Origin of the sequence: Mycobacterium sp. SA01, assembly GCF_041287105.1 — a bacterium.
GTDB lineage: Bacteria > Actinomycetota > Actinomycetes > Mycobacteriales > Mycobacteriaceae > Mycobacterium.
Genome location: NZ_JBGGNO010000020.1, coordinates 20,320 through 39,769 on the forward strand (window position 1 = coordinate 20,320; position 19,450 = coordinate 39,769).

General features: G+C 66.7%; 20 protein-coding genes. 11 read left to right on the plus strand and 9 right to left on the minus strand.

The annotated features are described in order from the left end of the window. Window positions 1–27: 27 nt before the first annotated feature. Genes glnT through AB4879_RS19280 form a run of 6 tightly spaced genes read left to right on the plus strand, consistent with a single transcriptional unit; the run spans window position 28 to window position 6,099 of the window. Entirely contained in the window at window positions 28–1,335 is a 1,308-nt protein-coding gene (gene glnT / locus AB4879_RS19255) for a type III glutamate--ammonia ligase (protein ID WP_370508868.1), read from the plus strand. Between the two features lie 19 nt (window positions 1,336–1,354). After that, window positions 1,355–2,248, plus strand: a complete 894-nt coding sequence (locus AB4879_RS19260; protein WP_370508869.1) for a glutamine amidotransferase — start codon at window positions 1,355–1,357, stop codon at window positions 2,246–2,248. Continuing rightward, window positions 2,236–2,922 carry a protein glxC gene (locus AB4879_RS19265; RefSeq protein ID WP_370508870.1) on the plus strand — a complete coding sequence of 229 codons (687 nt, stop codon included), beginning with the start codon at window positions 2,236–2,238 and terminating at the stop codon, window positions 2,920–2,922. The genes AB4879_RS19260 and AB4879_RS19265 overlap by 13 nt, the downstream gene beginning before the upstream one ends. Then, complete coding sequence (locus tag AB4879_RS19270) at window positions 2,923–4,257, plus strand: FMN-binding glutamate synthase family protein (protein WP_370508871.1); 1,335 nt, start codon at window positions 2,923–2,925, stop codon at window positions 4,255–4,257. It abuts the gene before it with no gap. After that, the gene (locus tag AB4879_RS19275; protein ID WP_370508872.1) at window positions 4,254–5,450 is read left to right on the plus strand and encodes an NAD(P)/FAD-dependent oxidoreductase; all 1,197 of its coding nucleotides are present in this window, start codon (window positions 4,254–4,256) and stop codon (window positions 5,448–5,450) included. The genes AB4879_RS19270 and AB4879_RS19275 overlap by 4 nt, the downstream gene beginning before the upstream one ends. After that, the gene (locus AB4879_RS19280; RefSeq protein WP_199190043.1) at window positions 5,425–6,099 is read left to right on the plus strand and encodes an XRE family transcriptional regulator; all 675 of its coding nucleotides are present in this window, start codon (window positions 5,425–5,427) and stop codon (window positions 6,097–6,099) included. The genes AB4879_RS19275 and AB4879_RS19280 overlap by 26 nt, the downstream gene beginning before the upstream one ends. Here the strand turns inward: AB4879_RS19280 and AB4879_RS19285 are convergent. Continuing rightward, window positions 6,071–6,931, minus strand: coding sequence for a hypothetical protein (locus AB4879_RS19285; protein WP_370508873.1), 861 nt, complete (start codon window positions 6,929–6,931; stop codon window positions 6,071–6,073). The genes AB4879_RS19280 and AB4879_RS19285 overlap by 29 nt on opposite strands. A gap of 213 nt (window positions 6,932–7,144) precedes the next feature. Here AB4879_RS19285 and leuA point away from each other — a divergent pair, with 213 nt between their 5' ends. After that, window positions 7,145–9,022, plus strand: a complete 1,878-nt coding sequence (leuA, locus tag AB4879_RS19290) for a 2-isopropylmalate synthase (protein WP_370508874.1) — start codon at window positions 7,145–7,147, stop codon at window positions 9,020–9,022. 29 nt (window positions 9,023–9,051) lie between these two features. Continuing rightward, window positions 9,052–9,438 (plus strand): SHOCT domain-containing protein, encoded by a 387-nt coding sequence (locus tag AB4879_RS19295; protein WP_370508875.1) that lies wholly within the window; start codon window positions 9,052–9,054, stop codon window positions 9,436–9,438. 57 nt (window positions 9,439–9,495) lie between these two features. On the opposite strand, the gene AB4879_RS19300 is transcribed toward AB4879_RS19295, so the two are convergent. The 3 genes from AB4879_RS19300 to AB4879_RS19310 form a co-directional block, all read right to left on the minus strand. Further along, the gene (locus AB4879_RS19300) at window positions 9,496–9,702 is read right to left on the minus strand and encodes a hypothetical protein (protein WP_102809573.1); all 207 of its coding nucleotides are present in this window, start codon (window positions 9,700–9,702) and stop codon (window positions 9,496–9,498) included. A gap of 119 nt (window positions 9,703–9,821) precedes the next feature. After that, a complete protein-coding gene (locus AB4879_RS19305) occupies window positions 9,822–12,137 on the minus strand; it encodes a putative bifunctional diguanylate cyclase/phosphodiesterase (RefSeq protein ID WP_370508876.1) in 2,316 nt (771 codons plus the stop codon). A 41-nt stretch (window positions 12,138–12,178) separates the two neighbouring features. Next, window positions 12,179–13,168: a DEDDh family exonuclease gene (locus tag AB4879_RS19310; protein ID WP_102809575.1), complete on the minus strand. Its 990-nt coding sequence runs from the start codon at window positions 13,166–13,168 to the stop codon at window positions 12,179–12,181. A 104-nt stretch (window positions 13,169–13,272) separates the two neighbouring features. On the opposite strand from AB4879_RS19310, the gene AB4879_RS19315 reads away from it, so the two are divergent. Next, complete coding sequence (locus AB4879_RS19315) at window positions 13,273–14,538, plus strand: MurT ligase domain-containing protein (protein WP_370509526.1); 1,266 nt, start codon at window positions 13,273–13,275, stop codon at window positions 14,536–14,538. Then, the gene (locus AB4879_RS19320; RefSeq protein WP_370508877.1) at window positions 14,535–15,245 is read left to right on the plus strand and encodes a type 1 glutamine amidotransferase; all 711 of its coding nucleotides are present in this window, start codon (window positions 14,535–14,537) and stop codon (window positions 15,243–15,245) included. Before AB4879_RS19315 ends, AB4879_RS19320 begins: the two co-directional genes overlap by 4 nt. Before the next feature lie 33 nt (window positions 15,246–15,278). Here AB4879_RS19320 and AB4879_RS19325 read toward each other — a convergent pair whose 3' ends face one another. The 4 genes from AB4879_RS19325 to AB4879_RS19340 all read right to left on the minus strand — a co-directional run bounded on the left by AB4879_RS19325 (window position 15,279) and on the right by AB4879_RS19340 (window position 18,014). Then, window positions 15,279–16,160: a type IV toxin-antitoxin system AbiEi family antitoxin gene (locus AB4879_RS19325; protein WP_370508878.1), complete on the minus strand. Its 882-nt coding sequence runs from the start codon at window positions 16,158–16,160 to the stop codon at window positions 15,279–15,281. A gap of 118 nt (window positions 16,161–16,278) precedes the next feature. Beyond that, window positions 16,279–17,052 (minus strand): EAL domain-containing protein, encoded by a 774-nt coding sequence (locus AB4879_RS19330; protein ID WP_370508879.1) that lies wholly within the window; start codon window positions 17,050–17,052, stop codon window positions 16,279–16,281. Between the two features lie 19 nt (window positions 17,053–17,071). Beyond that, a complete protein-coding gene (recR, locus tag AB4879_RS19335; RefSeq protein ID WP_036341909.1) occupies window positions 17,072–17,683 on the minus strand; it encodes a recombination mediator RecR in 612 nt (203 codons plus the stop codon). Between the two features lie 4 nt (window positions 17,684–17,687). Beyond that, the gene (locus AB4879_RS19340; RefSeq protein ID WP_036346464.1) at window positions 17,688–18,014 is read right to left on the minus strand and encodes a YbaB/EbfC family nucleoid-associated protein; all 327 of its coding nucleotides are present in this window, start codon (window positions 18,012–18,014) and stop codon (window positions 17,688–17,690) included. Between the two features lie 203 nt (window positions 18,015–18,217). On the opposite strand from AB4879_RS19340, the gene AB4879_RS19345 reads away from it, so the two are divergent. Next, on the plus strand, window positions 18,218–18,931 hold the full coding sequence (locus AB4879_RS19345) for an Rv3717 family N-acetylmuramoyl-L-alanine amidase (RefSeq protein ID WP_102809601.1): 714 nt from the start codon (window positions 18,218–18,220) through the stop codon (window positions 18,929–18,931). On the opposite strand, the gene AB4879_RS19350 is transcribed toward AB4879_RS19345, so the two are convergent. Continuing rightward, window positions 18,928–19,374: an SRPBCC family protein gene (locus AB4879_RS19350; RefSeq protein ID WP_370508880.1), complete on the minus strand. Its 447-nt coding sequence runs from the start codon at window positions 19,372–19,374 to the stop codon at window positions 18,928–18,930. The two genes, AB4879_RS19345 and AB4879_RS19350, sit on opposite strands and share 4 nt — an antisense overlap. Window positions 19,375–19,450: the final 76 nt, after the last annotated feature.

Below are 19,450 nucleotides of genomic sequence, written 5' to 3' on the forward strand. Positions count from 1 at the left end.
AATTCACCAAAGAGCTTGTTGGAGAACATGTCTGCCACCCTCGCTGAGCTGGCCGAGGCCTCAGCAACCAAGTTCATCCTCGCGTTGTTCGTCGACCTGCGCGGAAAACCCTGCGCCAAGCTGGTCCCCGTCGAGGCCGTAGATCTACTGGCGACCGAGGGAGTCGGCTTCGCCGGATACGCCGTGGGCGCAATGGGTCAGGAGCCCAAAGACCCTGACCTCATGGCGATCCCGGACCCCGAGTCGTTCACCCCGATTCCGTTCATCAAAGGCGGCCTGGCGATCGTGCACTGCGATCCGCACGTCGAGGGTCAGCCGTGGCCGTTTGCGCCGCGCGTCATCCTCAAGTCGTTGATCCAGCGGGCCGCCGACGCCGGCTTCGAGCCCTGGGTCGGCGCGGAAGTCGAATACTTCCTGCTGACCCGCGGCGCGGACGGCGCACTGGCCACCGCCGACACCGCGGACACCGCGGCGCAGCCGTGTTACGACGCGCGCGGCGTGACCCGGATGTATGACCACCTCACCGCGATCTCGACCGCGATGAACACCCTCGGCTGGTCCAACTATGCCAACGACCACGAAGACGGCAACGGCCAGTTCGAGCAGAATTTCCAGTTCGCCGACGCGCTGACCACAGCCGACCGGGTGGTGACGCTGCGCTACCTGCTGTCGATGATCGCCGCCGAGCGCGGCATGGTGGCCACGTTCATGCCCAAACCCTTCTCCGATCGGACCGGCAGCGGCCTGCACCTGCACCTGTCACTGACCAGCGGCGGCACCCCGGTGTTCCCCGAGGAGTCCGACGATCGCGGGCTGGGCCTGTCGCCGACCGCGTATGCGTTCATCGGCGGCATCCTCGACCACGCCTGCGCGCTGCAGGCCGTCGTCGGGCCAACGGTCAACTCCTACAAGCGAACCGGAGCACTGACGACGGCTTCCGGGGCCTCCTGGGCTCCGCGCCTGCCCACCTACGGCGGCAATGACCGCACCCACTACATTCGGGTGCCGGACTCTCAGCGGGTGGAGCTGCGGGGTGGCGACGGGTCGGCCAACCCGTATCTGGCCATCGCGGCCGCGCTCGGCGCCGGGATCGACGGCATCAAACGCAGCACCGACCCTGGCGCGATCGGCAACACCGACGGCCGCACGGCCCTACCGCCGACACTGCTGCACGCCGTCGAAGAGTTCGAGGGTGACCCGGTGGTCACCGGTGTGCTCGACACCGTCGGCGACGGAGTCGCGGCCTACTTCGCCGGCATCAAGCGTGACGAATTCTTCGCCTACCACAGCGCGGTCAGTCCGTGGGAGGTCGACCAGTACCTGACCGCATTCTGACCCCGAGGAAGGAACAACCATGTGTGGGATCGTGGGTCTGCACCTGCGCAACCCCCAGCTGTACCCCCGGCTCGGTGAACTGCTGACCGGCATGCTGTGTGAAATGTCCGACCGGGGAAGCGATTCCGCCGGAGTAGCCGTCTACGGTGATCCCCATTGGTCGCCGCCGGGGAAAAGCACCGTCTCGGTGCTCGACGTGGACGACAGCCCCGATGAGATGGCCGAGGCGCTCCACGCGGCGCTCGGCGAGGTGTCGGTGCACCGTGTCGACGAAACCTTGCTGGTGTCGGCCGATGTCGCGGCCGAGACGCTGCACGCGGCGGTCACGGCACACTACCCACATGCGCTCATCGCCGGGTTTGGCGCAAATGTGGCTGTGCTCAAGGGAGTCGGGCATCCGAAGGCCCTCACCGAGGCCTGGGGGCTGGCTCATGCGCAGGGCTGGCAAGGGGTGGGTCACACCCGGATGGCCACCGAGTCGGCGGTGATACCGGCCGGCGCCCACCCCTACGCGGTGGGCCCGGACCAGTGTCTGGTGCACAACGGCTCATTCGCCAACCACGCCACCATCCGCCGCGACCTGCGGGCCCAGGGCGTCATCTTCGACAGCGAAAACGACACCGAAGTCGGTGCACGCTTCGTGGCCGACCAGCTGGCCCGGGGCCGCGACGTCGAGACCGCGCTCAAGGAGTTGTGTGCCACCTTCGACGGCTTCTACACGCTGCTGGTGTCCAACCATGACTCGTTCGCGGTTGTCCGCGACGCGATCGCCTGCAAGCCTGCCGTGATCGCCGAGACCGACGACTGGGTGGCAATGGGGAGCGAATACCGCGCGCTGGCAGGACTTCCCGGCGTCGAGAAGGCGGTCATCTGGGAGCCTGAACCGGAGGTGGTGTACGCATGGACGAGGTGACGACCTTCGATTTGGCGTCCACACCGCTGCGCGAGGTCAACGCCGCCCTGCACGCGCCGGGCCTGTCCGGTGAAGTCGCGATCACCAACCCCGCCGGGGCACACAACGTCGCGGTCGGCGTCGACGCCCCGGTCCGGGTCCGGATCGACGGCCACGTCGGCTACTACGCCGCCGGGATGAACAAGCAGGCGGAGGTGATCGTCGACGGCAACGCGGGGACCGGAGTGGCCGAGAACATGATGAGCGGCACCGTCTGGGTCAAGGGCAATGCGTCCCAGTCGGCGGGCGCCACCGCACACGGCGGCCTGCTGGTGATCGAAGGCGACGCCGCTGCGCGCTGCGGGATCTCGATGAAGGGAGCCGACATCGTGGTGGGCGGCAGCGTCGGACACATGAGCGCGTTCATGGCCCAGGCGGGACGGCTGGTGATCCGCGGCGATGCCGGTGAGGCACTGGGTGATTCGATCTACGAGGCCCGCCTGTACGTTCGCGGCGAGGTCGCATCGCTCGGGGCGGACTGCATCGCCAAGGAGATGCGCGCCGAGCACCACGAAGAACTCGGCCGCCTGCTCAAGGCCGCCGGATTCGAGGACGACGACACCAGCGCCTACACCCTCTACGGCTCGGCCCGCCAGCTGTACCACTTCCACGTCGACAACGCAGAAGTTTATTAGATGACATACACCAGAGACGACCGCGCCCGCCTCGGCCTGCGCGAGTCCGCCACCTTCGACCGCGGCACCATCGCGGCAATCCAACGAGCCGCCGAGACCGGTATCTACGACATCCGCGGTTGGGGCGCCAAACGCTCGCTCCCACACTTCGACGACCTGCTTTTCCTCGGCGCGTCGATGTCGCGGTATCCGCTCGAGGGCTACCGCGAGCGGTGCGGCACCGACGTCGTACTCGGCGGCCGCCACGCCAAACACCCACTGCACCTGGATATCCCGGTGACCATCGCGGGCATGTCGTTCGGAGCGCTGTCCGGGCCGGCCAAAGAGGCGCTTGGTCGTGGGGCCAGCGAGGTCGGTACCTCGACCACCACCGGTGACGGCGGTATGACCCCGGAGGAACGCGGACAGTCGAAACATCTGGTCTATCAATACCTTCCGTCGCGGTACGGGATGAACCCCGACGATCTCCGCAAAGCTGACGCCATCGAGGTCGTGCTCGGTCAGGGCGCCAAGCCCGGTGGCGGTGGAATGCTGCTGGGACAGAAGATCTCCGAACGGGTGGCCGGTATGCGGACGCTGCCCGAAGGCATCGACCAGCGATCTGCCTGCCGGCATCCGGACTGGACCGGCCCGGACGACCTGACCATCAAGATCAACGAACTGCGTGAGCTCACCGACTGGGAGAAGCCGATCTACGTCAAGGTCGGTGCCACCCGGACCTACTACGACGTGAAACTGGCGGTGGCGGCGGGCGCCGACGTGGTCGTCGTCGACGGTATGCAGGGAGGTACCGCGGCCACTCAGGACGTGTTCATCGAGCATGTCGGCATCCCGACGCTGGCCGCGGTACCACAGGCGGTGCAGGCGCTGTCCGAGCTGGGCGTCCATCGCAAAGTGCAGCTGATCGTGTCGGGTGGGATTCGCACCGGTGCCGATGTCGCCAAGGCCATGGCTCTGGGTGCCGACGCGGTGGCGATCGGTACCGCGGCGCTCATCGCGCTGGGCGACAACGACCCGAAGTACGCCGCCGAATACGAAAAGCTCGGTAGCGCAGCCGGTTTCTACGACGACTTCCAAGACGGCCGCGACCCGGCCGGTATCAGCACGCAGGATCCCGAGCTTGCGGCCCGCCTCGACCCGATCGAGGGCGGCCGCCGCCTGGCCAACTACCTGCGGGTGCTCACCATGGAAGCCCAGACCATCGCGCGCGCGTGCGGTAAGGCCCACCTGCTGCACCTGGAACCCGAGGACCTCGTCGCGGTGACCATCGAGGCCGCCGCGATGGCGCGGGTGCCGCTGGCGGGGACGTCGTGGATTCCCGGAGCGGGGCTGTGAGCGAGACCGCCGATGTCGTCATCGTCGGCGGCGGCATCGAAGGGTGCGCCGCCGCCTGGGCGTTGAGCCAGCGCGGAATCACCGATGTCGTTGTTCTCGAACGCAATACCGTCGGATCCGGGATGACCGGCAAGTCCAGCGGTATCGTCCGCTGCCACTATGGGGTGAGCTCCCTGGCAGCGATGGCCACCGTCGGCCTGGAGGTGTTCGAGAAGTCTCAGCAATTTCTCGGAGATCACGCGATCGACATCGGCTTCCGCCAAACGGGATACGTCGTCGGCGTCGGCGAACCCAACGTCGACGCGCTGCGGAGCAGCATGGCCGCGCAGCGCGCCGTCGGTGTGCAGACCGAGGAGATCGACGCCGCGGAGGTGGCCCGATTGTGGCCGTGTGCCGACCTGTCACCGTTCGCCGCGTTCGGATGGGAAGCACGCGGCGGGTATGGCGACGCCTATCAGACCGCCCAGGCGTTCGCCATCGCCGCCCGGGCGAGCGGTGTACGAATCCGCCAGGGCGCCACCGCCACCGGACTGCTCACCGACGGCGACACCGTCACCGGGGTGCGCCTGGCCGACGGCACACAGATCAGCGCCGGCAGCGTCGTGGTCGCCACCGGGGTATGGACCCAACCCTTCCTGGCGCCCTATGGAGTCGACGTGCCGATCCGGGTGGTGCGCGAACAGATCGTGATGATCTCGCCGGGCGTCGATCTGGGACCGGTGCCGGTGTTCTCCGATCTGGTGTCACTGCAATACGTGCGTCCCGAGGTCGGCGGTGACGTGCTGTTCGGCAACAGTGACCTGTCCGATGTGCTGACCGCCGATCCGGACGACTACCTCAACCGGGCCACCGAGGATTTCGTCGATCTCACCGTCGACAAGGTGGGCACCCGATTTCCCGGTTTCACCGGCGCGGCCATCACCTCGAGCTATGCCGGATGCTACGACGTCACGCCCGACTGGAATCCCGTCATCTCCGCCGCTGGCCGCGACGGCCTGTTCGTGGCCGCCGGCTTCAGCGGTCACGGGTTCAAGATCGCCCCGGCGGTCGGGCGCCTGGTCGCAGACCTCCTCGTCGACGGCCGCAGCAGCGATCCACGGATACCCGAGACCGATTTCCGGCTGTCCCGCTTCGCCGAGGGCGAGTTGCTGAAGAGCCCGTATCCGTATGTGGGTGCGGGGCAGATGCGATAGTGCGCTTGTGACCGATCTGCTCCGCAACCAATCGGGGACCGCCCGCGATCGCGACCCGCACGAGCCGGTCGCGGACGTGGAGTTCGAGACCGCGATCGCCCGCAACGTGCGGCAGCTACGTCAGCAGTTGGGCCTTTCCGTCGCCGACATGGCGACCAGGGTCGGCATCTCCAAGGCGATGATGAGCAAGATCGAGAACGTGCAGACCTCGCCGAGCCTGTCCACTCTCGCGTTGTTGGCCAAGGGTTTCGACGTGCCCGTGAGCACACTGTTCCGTGGCGCCGACGTGGAGCGGCCGGCCGCCTTCGTCAAAGCTGGTACCGGCGCGCGGATCGTGCGCAACGGCACGAAAGCCGGTCACGAGTACGAGCTGCTCGGCTCGTTGCGTGGCGAGCACAAGCGGCTGGAATGCCTGCTGGTCACATTGTCGGAGAAGAGCACGACCTATCCCCTATTCCAGCATCCCGGCACGGAGTTCATCTACGTGCTCGAAGGCGTCATGGACTACGCCCACAGCCGCTCGGTGTACCGGCTGCATCCCGGCGATTCACTGCAGATCGACGGTGAGGGCGCGCACGGTCCCGCGGATCTGATCGAAGTGCCGATCCGATTCCTGTCCGTTATCGCGTTTCCCGATTCCCAGGTCTAGCCGACCGGCCCTTGCCGTCCGAGGCCACCTTTCGGGTGCCGGCGGCCGTGCGCGATGCGCTGGGCCGCTTCGCAGCGCTCGGTGCGACGCTCTGCTGCGCACCGGGGACCGACGCCGACCGTCGGCTCTGACCGACCGCCGGATTCGCGGGCACCGACGGTGACGCGGCGGCCGCCGCAGCTGACGCAGCGGACTGCTTCGGCGCAGTGGCAGCGACGGGCTGCGGGGACTCCGCGGGTGGCGTTATCTGCAACGCTTTGGCGATCGACGGCCCGATCGACAGCAGGTAGCCGAGCGGCCCCGGATTCAGCAGTCCGAAGGCCAGCTGAAACAGCGGGGTCGAGCAGCAATTGAGCGTGGTGTTGAGGTAGACCGCGGGCGCATCGATGAAGGCCTGCAGCACAGTCTCCGGGGTGGACGGGTACTTGGCGGTGTCGGCGATCAACTGCGCGATCATGACGCCGGGAGCGATGAACGGGCCGATCAGGCTGAGCGGCGCCATCACCGCGAGGGTGGCCACCACGCCGGCCACCGCCGCGGCGTGATCACTCATGGTCTGCACGATCTTCAGGGGGGTGCCGCCGTCCTGCCCGGCGAGCCAGTGCGAATAGGTGGTGAAGTTCTTCGCCACCTGAGTCAGGATCGGCGCGGGCTGGTAGTTGACGACCATCGACGCGAGATTGGCGATATCGGTCTGGACATTCGCCTGCAGCGTCTGCCAAGCGCCGGTGAGGGCGACCGGGACGGCGCGCGTGGCCGGCTGCGGATCGGTGGGCAGTGGCGCCAGCGCGATGGTCGCGGCCGCGGTCAACGAGACCCCCGTTGCGAGCATGGAGCGAACACTCAATTCCACGAACAACCCCCGATCACGGCTTGCGGCGTCGTCAATTTACCCTGCCAGCGAACTCTGGGGACTGGTATTGAACTCATGCTTTGGCCTGGTGGGACAACCGGAGTACAGTACGGACTTGTGCAGCGGGTGCTCCTCCTCGGACGCCGCGACGGGGTCTGATCCAGACTGGCTTCCCGTCGCGGGTGTTTCGCGATGCGCCGGTCTGAATCCAATCCAAGACACCCGGAGCCAATCGTGACCACCCACAAGCCGTCCTTTGATTCAGTGGACGCCTACGTATCTGCCCGCACCATCTCCACCCCCGCCGGCCCGCGACGCGATGGCCAGCCCTCCTGGAACACCCAGCGCAACTCCTCGATGCCGGTCGACCGGTACCGCTCGTTCGCTGAGGAAGTCGAGCCAATCAGCCTGCCGGACCGCACGTGGCCGGACAAGGTCATCGAGCACGCACCGTTGTGGTGTGCGGTCGACCTGCGCGACGGCAACCAGGCCCTGATCGATCCGATGAGCCCGGCCCGCAAGCGCCGCATGTTCGAGCTGCTGGTCAACATGGGCTACAAAGAGATCGAGGTCGGGTTCCCATCGGCCAGCCAGACCGATTTCGACTTCGTCCGCGAGATCATCGAGCAGGGCGCCATCCCCGACGACGTCACCATCCAGGTGCTGACGCAGTGCCGCCCGGAGCTGATCACCCGCACCTTCGAGGCCTGCCAGGGCGCGCCGCGGGCGATCGTGCACTTCTACAACTCGACGTCGATCCTGCAGCGCCGCGTGGTGTTCCGCGCCGATCGCGAGGCCGTCAAGAAGATCGCCACCGACGGCGCCCGGCTGTGCGTGGCGGAAGCGGCGAAATATCCCGGCACCCAATGGCGGTTCGAGTACTCCCCCGAGTCGTACACGGGCACCGAGTTGGAGTACGCGGTCGAGGTGTGCAACGCCGTTGCCGAGATCGTGCAGCCCACTCCGGAGGTGCCGCTGATCGTCAACCTGCCCGCCACCGTCGAGATGGCCACGCCCAATGTGTATGCCGACTCGATCGAGTGGATGCACCGGCACCTGACCCCGCGGGACTCGATCATCCTGAGCCTGCACCCGCACAACGACCGCGGAACCGCCGTTGCTGCAGCAGAATTGGGCTACCAGGCCGGCGCGGACCGCATCGAGGGATGCCTGTTCGGCAACGGTGAGCGCACTGGCAATGTATGCCTGGTGACACTGGGTTTGAACCAGTTCTCCCGCGGCGTGGATCCGCAGATCGACTTCTCCAACATCGACGAGATTCGTCGCACCGTTGAGTACTGCAACCAGCTGCCCGTGCACGAGCGCCACCCCTACGGCGGCGACCTGGTGTACACCGCGTTCTCCGGCAGCCACCAGGACGCCATCAACAAGGGCCTGGACGCGATGAAAGTCGCTGCCGACGAGGCGGATTCGGATGTCGACGACATCCTGTGGCAGGTCCCGTACCTGCCGATCGATCCCAAAGACGTCGGCCGCACCTACGAGGCCGTCATCCGGGTCAACTCGCAGTCCGGCAAGGGCGGCGTCGCGTACATCATGAAGGCCGACCACGGCCTGGTGCTGCCGCGCCGGCTGCAGATCGAGTTCTCCCAGGCCATCCAAGCCATCACCGACGGTGAGGGCGGCGAGGTGTCGCCCAAGGAGATGTGGGATGCGTTCGCCGACGAATACCTGTCCCCCATCCGTCCGCTGGAGCGCATCCGCCAGAAGGTGGTCGGCGCCGAGGTCGACGGTGGCACCGACGTCATCGAGGCCGTCGTGAAGATCGACGGCACCGAGACCGAGATCACCGGCCAGGGCAACGGACCGCTGGCCGCATTCGTCGACGCCTTGGGCACAGTCGGTTTCGACGTCAGCGTGCTGGACTACTCCGAGCATGCGATGTCGGCCGGCGAGGAGGCCGCCGCGGCCGCCTACGTCGAGGCGTCGATCGGCGGGCGCACGGTGTGGGGCGTGGGCATCGCGACGTCGATCACGACGGCATCACTGCGAGCCGTGGTTTCCGCGGTGAACCGTGCCGCCCGAATCGGCGCCATCCCAACAACGTAACGTTCTCCCGACGACTTAAGGAGTAGGTCATGGACTGGGGTTCAACGTGGGATTTCCTGTGGCACTTCCTGATCATCTTCGCCTGGATCGCCTATCTGCTGGTGCTGTTCCAGATCCTGGTGGACCTGTTCTGGCGTGACCACACGACGTCCGGCTGGATCAAGGCCGTCTGGGTCATCTTCCTGATCGTGTTCCCATGGGTGACCGCGCTGATCTACCTGATCGCCCGCGGTCAAGGCATGACCCAACGCGCGCGGGAAGCCGCGATGGCCGCGAAGAAGGACACCGACGCCTACATCCGGGAGGCCGCCGGACGTTCTCCGGCACAGGAGATCGAGCACGCCAAGCAACTCCTGGATGCCGGGACCATCTCCCAGCAGGAGTTCGACTCACTGAAGGCCAAAGCCCTCAGTTAGTCGGCGGCTACCGCGTCGAACTGCCGGTCGATCGTGAATCCCGGCGTGGCCGTCCAATCACGGCACCGCAGACACCATGGTCGTGGTCACGGCCCCGGAAACCTCTGCAGGCGGCGGCGGGGTCGGGGTGGGGAATTTCGACTCCTGCCCCGAGTCGGCCGTGGTGCGGGTGGTGGTGGCACAGGCACCGTCGGTGACGGCGAACAGCGCGAGCATCGCGATTGCCGCTGCACCGATCATCGCGGTGAGTGTCTTGTTGTTCATCTTCAGCCTCCTGCCAACAATGTTGTCAGTGGGCCCAACTCGGCTTTACGCCAACATATTTCGCCCAGAGCCTCGGCTCAGGGTCTTGGGGACAGATACACAGGATTCTGCGAGGGTTCCTATTGCCGTGTCTGTGCCGCCACCAGCTCCGAGATGTCGGCCGAGGAGACCGGCCGCGAGAAGTAGTAGCCCTGGCCGATGTCGCAGCTGTGCTCGCGCAGCCATGAGGCGGTTTCGGCGTCCTCCACACCCTCGGCAACCACCGTGATCCCGAGGTTGTGGGTCAGGTCGATCACGGCGCTGACCACGGCCGCGGCTCTGGCGTCCGTCGCGACCGAGGCGATGAAATGCCGATCGAACTTCACCTCGTCGATCGGCAGATCGCGCAGGTAGCTCAAAGCCGAATAGCCGCTGCCGAAGTCGTCGATCGCAATCCTGATCCCGTCGTCGCGCAGCTGTTGCAGCACACCGGTCACCCGGCCCACCTCGTCGAGGACCAGGTCCTCGGTGATCTCGATGGTCAGCAGTCCGGGGGGCAGATTCCGTTCCTGCAGTACCCGGCGCATCGTGGCAGGCAGTTGTGCGTCGCGCAGCAGCGGTGCGAACAGGTTCACCGCGACCGGAACTTCCAACCCCATCGACACCCAGCGCGCACAGTCATCGAGAACCTTCCGGAACACCAGATCGGTGACCGGTCGCATCAACCCGTGCCGCAGGATCAGCGGCATAAACGCGCCTGGCCGAAGCACATTCAGCCGTGGGTGCGGCCAGCGCAGCAGTGCTTCCACACCTGCGATCCGTCCGGTGCTGAGGTCCAGCTTCGGCTGATAGACCATCTCGAGGCCACCGCGATCGATCGTGCGGCGCAGTTCACCCAGCAGCCGCACCTGTTCGGCTCCGCTCTTGGCCGAGCGAGGTTCGCCGTCGCGGGCCAGTTCCTCGACGTCCGGATCGAGCAGCGTCATGTCCGAGCTGAACGTATGCACCGTCGAATTACGCGACCGCTTCGCGGAGTACATCGCGGTGTCGGCACGTTTCACCAGATCCTCGGCCGTGATGCCGTTGTCCACCACCGACGCAACGGCCAAACCCGCGCTGGGGTGCATCAGCACCTCGTGTCCGTCGATCAGGAACGGGGTGTCGAATACCGCGATCACGCGCTCGCACACCAGGTGTGCCTCGTCGACGTCGCCCTCGAGCAGCAACGCGAATTCGTCACCGCCGAGCCGTGCCACGGTATCGCCGGCGCGCAGACAGCTTGCGATGCGCTCGCCGACGCGGATCAGCAGGCTGTCGGCCGCTGGATGACCCATGCTGTCGTTGATCAATTTGAAGTCGTCGAGATCCAGCGACAGCACCGCGACGCACCGATTGTCGCGGCCGCGCAACGCCATTGCGTGCGCCAGCCGATCCCGGAACAACGTGCGATTGGCCAGCCCGGTCAAGGGGTCACGCAACGCCTGGTCGGCTGCGGCCGCGAGTAATCGCCGGTTCTCCCAGCCCGAAAGGACCTGTCGGGCGCAGATGAGGGTCATCAGGATCGGAACCAGGATCCGCAGCAGACCGGACATGACGAGCGCCGGCGCCACCGTGCCTGCGATCAGCAGCGGCACATAAGGCAGCCACAGGGCGATCGAGGATTGTGGTACCGGCGTCGGCAGGACAGGTGGGCGCGGCCGGCGACTCAGCAACGCGGCCGCGCCGAAGCACGACATTCCCAGTGCCCAGCCAATACTCGTGACATGCCCCGGGTGATAACGGTTGGAGCCCTGCAGGACGGCGAATGCGACTCCGGAGAAAGCCATGAGCGTGACCCCTCCCACGAGAAGCCACATCACAACGTTGTTGCCGGCACCGGACCGGACGACGAACACCACCGCCCCGACGAAGACGAACAGAATGAACAGCGGGTACAACAGCGCGCGCCCCTGCTCGGCACTGCCCACTCCGGTGGCCTGATACACGTTGCCGAGCACCACCACCCACAACACGAGGAACAACGACGTGGCGACGATCAACGCATCGAACAGCAGCCGGATGCGTGAGCCCTGGGTCGGCTCGGCCGGAAACTGCAGAAACGCTACCGGCGCCAACACGACGAAGATGAGGTAGAGGAAGTCTGCCGGCGACGGGAACAGACTGCGTTCCAACACCAGCGTCAAGTACGCGCGGGTCAACTCACCTGCGGTCCACGCCGCCAAGGCGATGGCCATGGTGGTCCAGGCCCGGCGGCTTCGTCCGTGGGCCGCGCGGGCCGCGACGACCGCGCACACCCCCGCGTACGCTCCGAACGCGGCGAAAGCTACCCCGTCGACCATGCGGACGGCATGGTCACCGCCCCACTTGAACGCGAAACCCAAAGCGAGCAGCAGACAGCTGAGCGCCGACAGAAGGATGGGCGCGGCCGATTGCAGCAGGCTCCTGCGATCGTCCACGGCATCATCACCTCGGTGGACGATGCTAACGGTGCGACCAGTTAGAAAAGGGCGAACTGCTGACCCTGGTCGACCGAGGGCGCGAAGTCGTCGAGTCCGGTGCCATGTGCGACTGAATCAACCGAATCCATGAACTGCCGGTCGGACACCACCGGCACCCCGAGTTCCCGGGCCAGATACCCCTTGCCCTGTTCGGGTGTGCGCGCATTGCAGATGACCAGCGACGTCTCCGGGTCGACGGCATCAGAGTAGGCGAGCCCGGCGTGGATGATGCGCTCCACGAGTTCTTCGTGGGTGCGATCCACCTCGGCCGACAACGCGACCCGCATGCCCTGCACCAGGGGCGCACCCCGTCGGTACGGCCCCGGATTCTGGTACGGGCAGGGCATCCGGGAGGCCAGCATCTTCAGCGGCCGCAGCTCATCATGGGTGACCTTGCCGTTGGGCCAGCGGCGCCTGGTCACGGGCCGGACCGGCAGCCACACCTCGCGCTCGCGAGCCCGCTGCAACGCGGGGCTCAACACCCGAGACAGCACCAGGGCGTCGTCGAAGGCGTCGTGAGCGCGGGTCTGCGGCACCGCCCAGTGCCGCGCCAGCGTCTCGAGCCGCAAGTTGTCCAGTCCGAGGTCGAGGCGTCGAGCAAGCTCCACGGTGCACATGACGGTATCGACGGGCAGCGCGGTCTCGGCGAGCTCAGCCTCGCTGGACAGGAACGCGTAGTCGAACGCGACGTTGTGGGCGACCAGCGTGCGGCCGTGCAGGAGATCGATGACATCGGGGGCGATATCGGCGAACGTCGGCTGATCTTCCAGCATCTCGGCGGTGAGGCCATGAATGTGGGTGGGGCCGGGATCGACTCCGGGATTGAGCAGGCTGACCACCGAATGCTCCACACGGCCGTCCGGATCCAGCGCCAGCGCGGCGAGGCTGATGACCCGGGCGTGGCCGGGCCGAAAACCCGAGGTCTCGACGTCAACCACGACCCAGCCGTCCCCCGGCTCGCGGGCTGGTCGACCCCAGGTGTGGCTCACACAGTCAGGATGGCACGCAGGTCCGACAGTCCCCGGGACATCGAATCCGTGTCGGCCCGCCCGTCATTTCACGCATAAACTGCCTTCCGATGCCCAGGCCGACCATGACACTGCGGGGGCGCGCCGCGCTGGCCGCCGGATCCGCCGCGCGCTGGGCCTCCCGGGCGACCGGGCGGGGTGCCGGCGCCATGATCGGCGGCCTCGTCGCGATGACGCTGGACCGCTCGATCCTGAGCCAACTCGGGACCGGCCGGCGCACCGTCGTCGTGACCGGCACAAATGGCAAATCCACCACCACGAGGATGACCGCGGCCGCGCTCGCCACGCTGGGGCCGGTGGCGACCAACGCCGAGGGCGCCAACATGGACGCCGGGCTGGTGGCCGCGCTGGCCGGCACCCGGGACGCGGCGCTGGCCGCCCTCGAGGTCGACGAGATGCATGTGCCGCACGTCGCCGATGCGGTGGACCCGGCGGTGATCGTGCTGCTGAATCTGTCCCGCGATCAACTGGACCGCGTGGGTGAGATCAACCACATCGAGCGGACGCTGCGCGCCGGGTTGGCCCGTCACCCCGATGCGATCGTCGTCGCCAATTGTGACGACGTCCTGATGACCTCCGCGGCCTACGACTGTCCCCGGGTGGTGTGGGTGGCCGCTGGCGGCGGCTGGGCCAATGACTCGGTCAGCTGCCCACGCAGCGGCGAGGTGATCGTCCGCGACGGTGTGGACTGGTACTCCACCGGCAGCGACTTCAAACGGCCCACTCCACAGTGGTGGTACGACGACGCCAAGCTGTACGGCCCGGACGGGCTGGAGGTGCCGATGCGGCTCTCGCTGCCGGGCACCGTCAACCGCGGCAATGCCACCCAGGCGGTGGCGGCCGCGGCGGCGCTGGGCGCCGACCCTGTTGCGGCGGTGGCCGCCGTCTCCCGGGTGGACGAGGTCGCGGGCCGCTACCAGACCGTGCCGATCGGTGAACACACCGCGCGCATCCTGCTGGCCAAGAATCCGGCCGGATGGCAGGAAGCCCTGTCGATGGTCGACAGGAGCGCCGACGGGGTGGTGATCGCGGTCAACGGTCAGGTGCCCGACGGGGAAGATCTGTCCTGGCTGTGGGACGTCAACTTCGAGCACTTCGAGGACGTGCCCGTGGTCGCCGCCGGTGAGCGGGGAACGGACTTGGCGGTGCGACTCGGGTATGCGGGTGTCAGTCACACGTTGGTGCACAACACGATTGACGCGATCGTCTCGTGCCCGAAGGGGCATGTCGAGGTGGTCGCGAACTACACGGCGTTCCTGCAGCTGACCCGGACGTTGGGGCGGATGCGCCCGGCGGGCAGGAGCGCAGCGACTCGGGGTGAAGAGCGATGAGCACGGTGCGGATCGGGCTGGTGCTGCCCGACGTGATGGGCACGTACGGCGACGGCGGCAATGCCGTGGTGTTGCGTAAACGGTTGCAGCTGCGCGGAATTCCGGCTGAGATCGTCGAGATCACGCTGGCCGACCCGGTGCCCGACTCACTGGACCTCTACACCCTCGGCGGCGCCGAGGACTACGCGCAGCGACTGGCCACCAAACACCTTCTGACGCATCAGGGTTTGCAGCGGGCCGCCGGCCGCGGTGCTCCCGTGCTGGCGATCTGCGCGGCGATCCAGGTGCTGGGTCACTGGTATGAGACGTCGGCCGGCGAGCGGGTCGAGGGGGTTGGCCTGCTCGATGTGACGACCTCACCGCAAGCGAAGCGCACGATCGGCGAGGTGGTGTCCACGCCACTGGTCGACGGGCTGACCCAGCCGCTGACCGGTTTCGAAAACCACCGCGGTGGAACGGTTTTGGGGCCTGACGCTCGGCCGCTGGCGACGGTCGTCAAGGGCGCGGGAAACCGCGATGGCGACGGATACGACGGCGCCGTGCAGGGTAGCGTCGTCGCGACCTATCTGCATGGGCCGTGCCTGGCACGCAATCCCGAGCTGGCCGACCTGCTGCTGTCGCGCGTGGTCGGGCCGCTGGAGCCCCTCGAGCTGCCCGAGGTCGAGCAGCTGCGCCGCGAGCGGCTGGCCGCCCCCCGCCGGATGTAGTCGGCCCCGCTTTCCCTTACGCCCAAACCGACACTACGCAGCGAAAGTGCGAGTAGATCGCGTCATTTCGTCGATCTCGGCGCCGCCGCGGCGAAGATATGCCTCCTTCGCGCGCCAGAGAACCTCGGCAGGTCTGTCTTCGGCAATGACGCGAATGACCTCCCAACCGAGCCGCTCCAGCATCGGTAGACGGCGAATATCTCGCACATATTGACGCCTATCGCTGCGGTGTTGGTCGCCGTCGTACTCGAAAGCCAGCTTGAGATCGCGGTAACCCATGTCCAGGTATGCGATAGGAACTCCGCCGTCGAACACCGGGATTTGCGTCTCGGGTGTCGGCAGTCCGCCGTCGATCAGCAGGAGACGAAGCCAGCTTTCTTTTGGCGAAGCCGCTCCGGCATCGATCAACGGTAGGAGTTCACGCAATTGCCGGACGCCCCGAACCGGGCCATAGCGCTTCATGATCAACTCGACACTCTCGGAAGGGATTGTCGTGACACGCATTAGCGCGTCCAGCCGCGCGAGTGCCGTCGCGCGCTTCTGGTACCGACCCAGGTCGAAAGCGGTGCGCGCGATAGTCGTCACCGGCAAGCCATCAACGGTCGTGACTTCGTCGTCGCTCACACGATCCATCCGGACTATCAGCCCGGGCTGCCGTCGTCGTTCACCCACCAGCACTTCGATCGCTACGTCGTCGTCGACCCATTCGGCGCCGTGCAATGCCGAGGCGGCGACGCCACCGATTACACCCGTTCGGTCGGTGTATAGCCACGCACCGAGCGCGCGGTCGCGCACGGATGGGATGGCGTACTTCGGGACGTAGACGCCTCGATACATCTGCCGGTACCAACGCTGTAGATCGTGACGGGAGAGGCCGCCGGCCAGCCCTTCCCTGCCGAGAAATACTTCAGTCATGTCGGCATCGTCGCCGCGGGGTCCGACAACCCGCCGGGATCGACGGAATGTCGCGATCTACTCGCACTTCTTCTGCGAAGTGTCGGTTTGGGCGATCAGGCGGCTGCGCTTTGGGCGATCAGGCGGCTGCGCGCACCTCGGGATTGACGTCGGCCACGCTCTCGAATGTCGGCCTGGCGATGTAATAGCCCTGGAACAGATGCACACCCAGGTCTTGCAGGCACTCCATCTCTTCGCGGCGTTCGATCCCCTCGGCGATGAGCCCGATCCCCAGCTCCTCGCTCATTCCGACGATGCCCTTGCAGATGGCCCTGCGCGCCTTGTCCTGATCGATGTCGCGGACCAGACCCATATCGATCTTGACCAGATCCGGCTGAAGATCCGCCAACAGGTTGAGTCCGGCATACCCGGCGCCGAAATCATCCATGGCGACGGTGAATCCGCGCTGCCGGTAGTCGGCCACGATCGCCTGCAGGTGCCCGAAGTCCGCGATCTTCTCCGCTTCTGTGAACTCAAAAACGATGCGGTCGGCAGGAAAGTCGTACGTCTCAGCGGCTTCCAGCGTCGTCCGGATGCAGAGTTCCGGGCGGTAGACGGCGTTCGGCATGAAATTGACGTTCAGTGACGTCGAAATCCCCAACTGGGCCGCCAATCTGATCGCCGTGACACGGCACACCTGATCGAACCGGTACAAGTTGTGGTCGCCGACTTGGGCGAACACCGCCGACGCCGGCTCGTTGCGCACACCGCGAACCAGCGCCTCGTGCGAGTGGACCTGTTTGGCGCGGCTGTCGAAGATCGGCTGGAACGCCATCGAGATCTCGAAATCCAAACCGGCACCGTCGACGCAGGCCCCGCAGTTCAGTGGGACATAGTCGTCGGGCCTCGCCATGCAGGCGATCCTACGGAAGCTAAACCATCTGGCGGCGGCCGGACAGCGCGCGGCCCAGCGTCAGTTCGTCGGCGAACTCCAGATCGCCACCCATCGGCAAGCCTGAGGCGATCCGCGACACCGTCAGCCCGGGAATGTCGCGCAAGATCCGCACCAGGTAGGTGGCTGTCGCCTCGCCTTCGGTGTTCGGGTCGGTCGCGATGATCACCTCGGTGATGTCCACCCCGTCGACCCGCTCACCAATCCTGTTCAGGAGCTGGCGAATTCGAAGTTGATCGGGTCCGATGCCGGACAGCGGGTCGAGCGCTCCGCCAAGTACGTGATAGCGCCCGCGGAACTCGCGGGTGCGTTCCACGGCCTGCACATCCTTGGGTTCCTCGACCACACACACCAGCGCCCCGTCGCGACGCGCGTCACTGCAGATGCGGCACCGCTCGGCATCGGAGACGTTGCCGCACACCTCGCAGAACTGCACCCCGTCGCGGACCCTGCCCAGCGCCGCGGTCAGCCGGTCGATGTCCGGCGGCTCCACCGACAACAGATGGAACGCGATCCGCTGCGCACTCTTGGGACCGACGCCCGGCAGCTTGCCGAGCTCGTCGATCAGATCCTGGACGGGTCCTTCGAACAACGCGTCAGGCCCCCGGAATGCCTGGGGCCTGCCCGGCCAACGGGCCGAGGTGGGTCTGGGCCAGGATCGTGAACTGGCGAGCCGAATCGGCGAGCGCGCCGACGATCAGGTCCTGCAGCGTCTCGACGTCATCGGGGTTGACGACCTTCGGGTCGATGCGGATCCCGACGACCTCACCGCTGCCCTTCATCGTCACCTGCACCAGACCGCCGCCGGCCTGACCGTGCACCTCGGCGGCGGCCAGCGCGGCCTGCGCCTCCATCAGCTTCTGCTGCATCTCCTGGGCCTGCGCCAGCGCGGCCTGCAGACCGGGCATCACCTGGTCGCGCATCTGCTCCGCCTGCTCGCGAAAACCCTCGAGGTTCGGAATCTCACCGGGTTGCATGACAGTCTCCTTGCGTCTCGGTCTCGACTTGGTTTCGCCTGCGAATTCGGGCAGTCAGCGACTTCAAGACTAGACGGCGAAGAGTTACGGTGACGCGCGTGCTTATGTCCGCCCGAGCTCGTGTCGTGGCCGCAGCATGCACCAGCGTCATGCTGGTTGTGTCGACGGTGACCAGTCCGCTTGCCCATGCCGCGCCGACCAGCATCGCCGGGATGATCGTGTTCCTAGACCCCGGCCACAACGGTGCCAACGACGCGTCGCTGACCAAGCAGGTGCCGACCGGCCGTGGCGGCACCAAGGACTGCCAGACGTCGGGCACCACCACCAACGACGGCTTCCCCGAACACACCTTCAACTGGGACACCGTGCTGCTGATCCGCCAGATGCTGACTCAGCTCGGAGTCCGCACCGCGATGTCCCGCGGCAACGACAACCAGGTGGCGGCCTGCGTCGACGAGCGCGCCGCGATGGCCAACGCACTCAAGCCGAACGCGATCGTGTCGATTCACGCCGACGGCGGCCCGGCGACCGGGCGCGGTTTCCACGTCAACTACTCCAGCCCGCCGTTGAATCAGGCCCAGGCCGGCCCGTCGGTGCAGCTCGCCCGCGCGATGCGCGACCAGATGGTCGCGGCCGGGATCCCGGCCGCCAACTACATCGGCTCTGACGGCCTCTACGGCCGTGCCGACCTCGCCGGGCTGAACCTCGCCCAGTACCCGGCGGTGCTGGTCGAGTGCGGCAACATGAAGAATCCGGCCGACTCGGAACTGATGGAAAGCCCGGAGGGTCGCCAGAAATACGCCACCGCCGTCGTTCAGGGCATCGCGGCGTTCCTGGCCACCCAGCCGGCGCGCGCCAGCTAGGCCCTCCCGGCCTCGACGGTCTTCTTGAGGTTGCCCAGCAGCTCGTCCTGAATCCGGCGCAGGCCCAGCGGCGCGAACGTCTTCTCGAAGAAGCCGCCGATGCCGCCGGCGCCGGTCCACGTCGTCTTGAGGGTGACGCTGGAGCCCGGGCCGGCGGGCGCGACGGTCCAATTGATCACCATCGAGGAATTCGCGTCCTTCTCGATGACGGTGTGGCCGGCGACGTCGACGACGGCCTGCACCTCCCGCACCCGCGACTTGGTGGCCTGCAGCTTCCACTTGGCGACCGTGCCCTGGCCCGTGCCGCCCTGCAGCACCTGGTACTCGCTGTACTGCGGCGAGAGGATCTTCGGGCGCACGTTCTGGTAGTCGGCGATCGCGTCGAGCACGGCGGCCGGTTCGGCGTCGATCAAGATCGAACTTGCGGCGCTGACCTGTCCCATCGGGTAAAACTCCTCGTTAACGGCGGTTTCGGTGTGATCCATCAGCCGTGCGGTCGCATCGGCTGTGGCTGCGGAC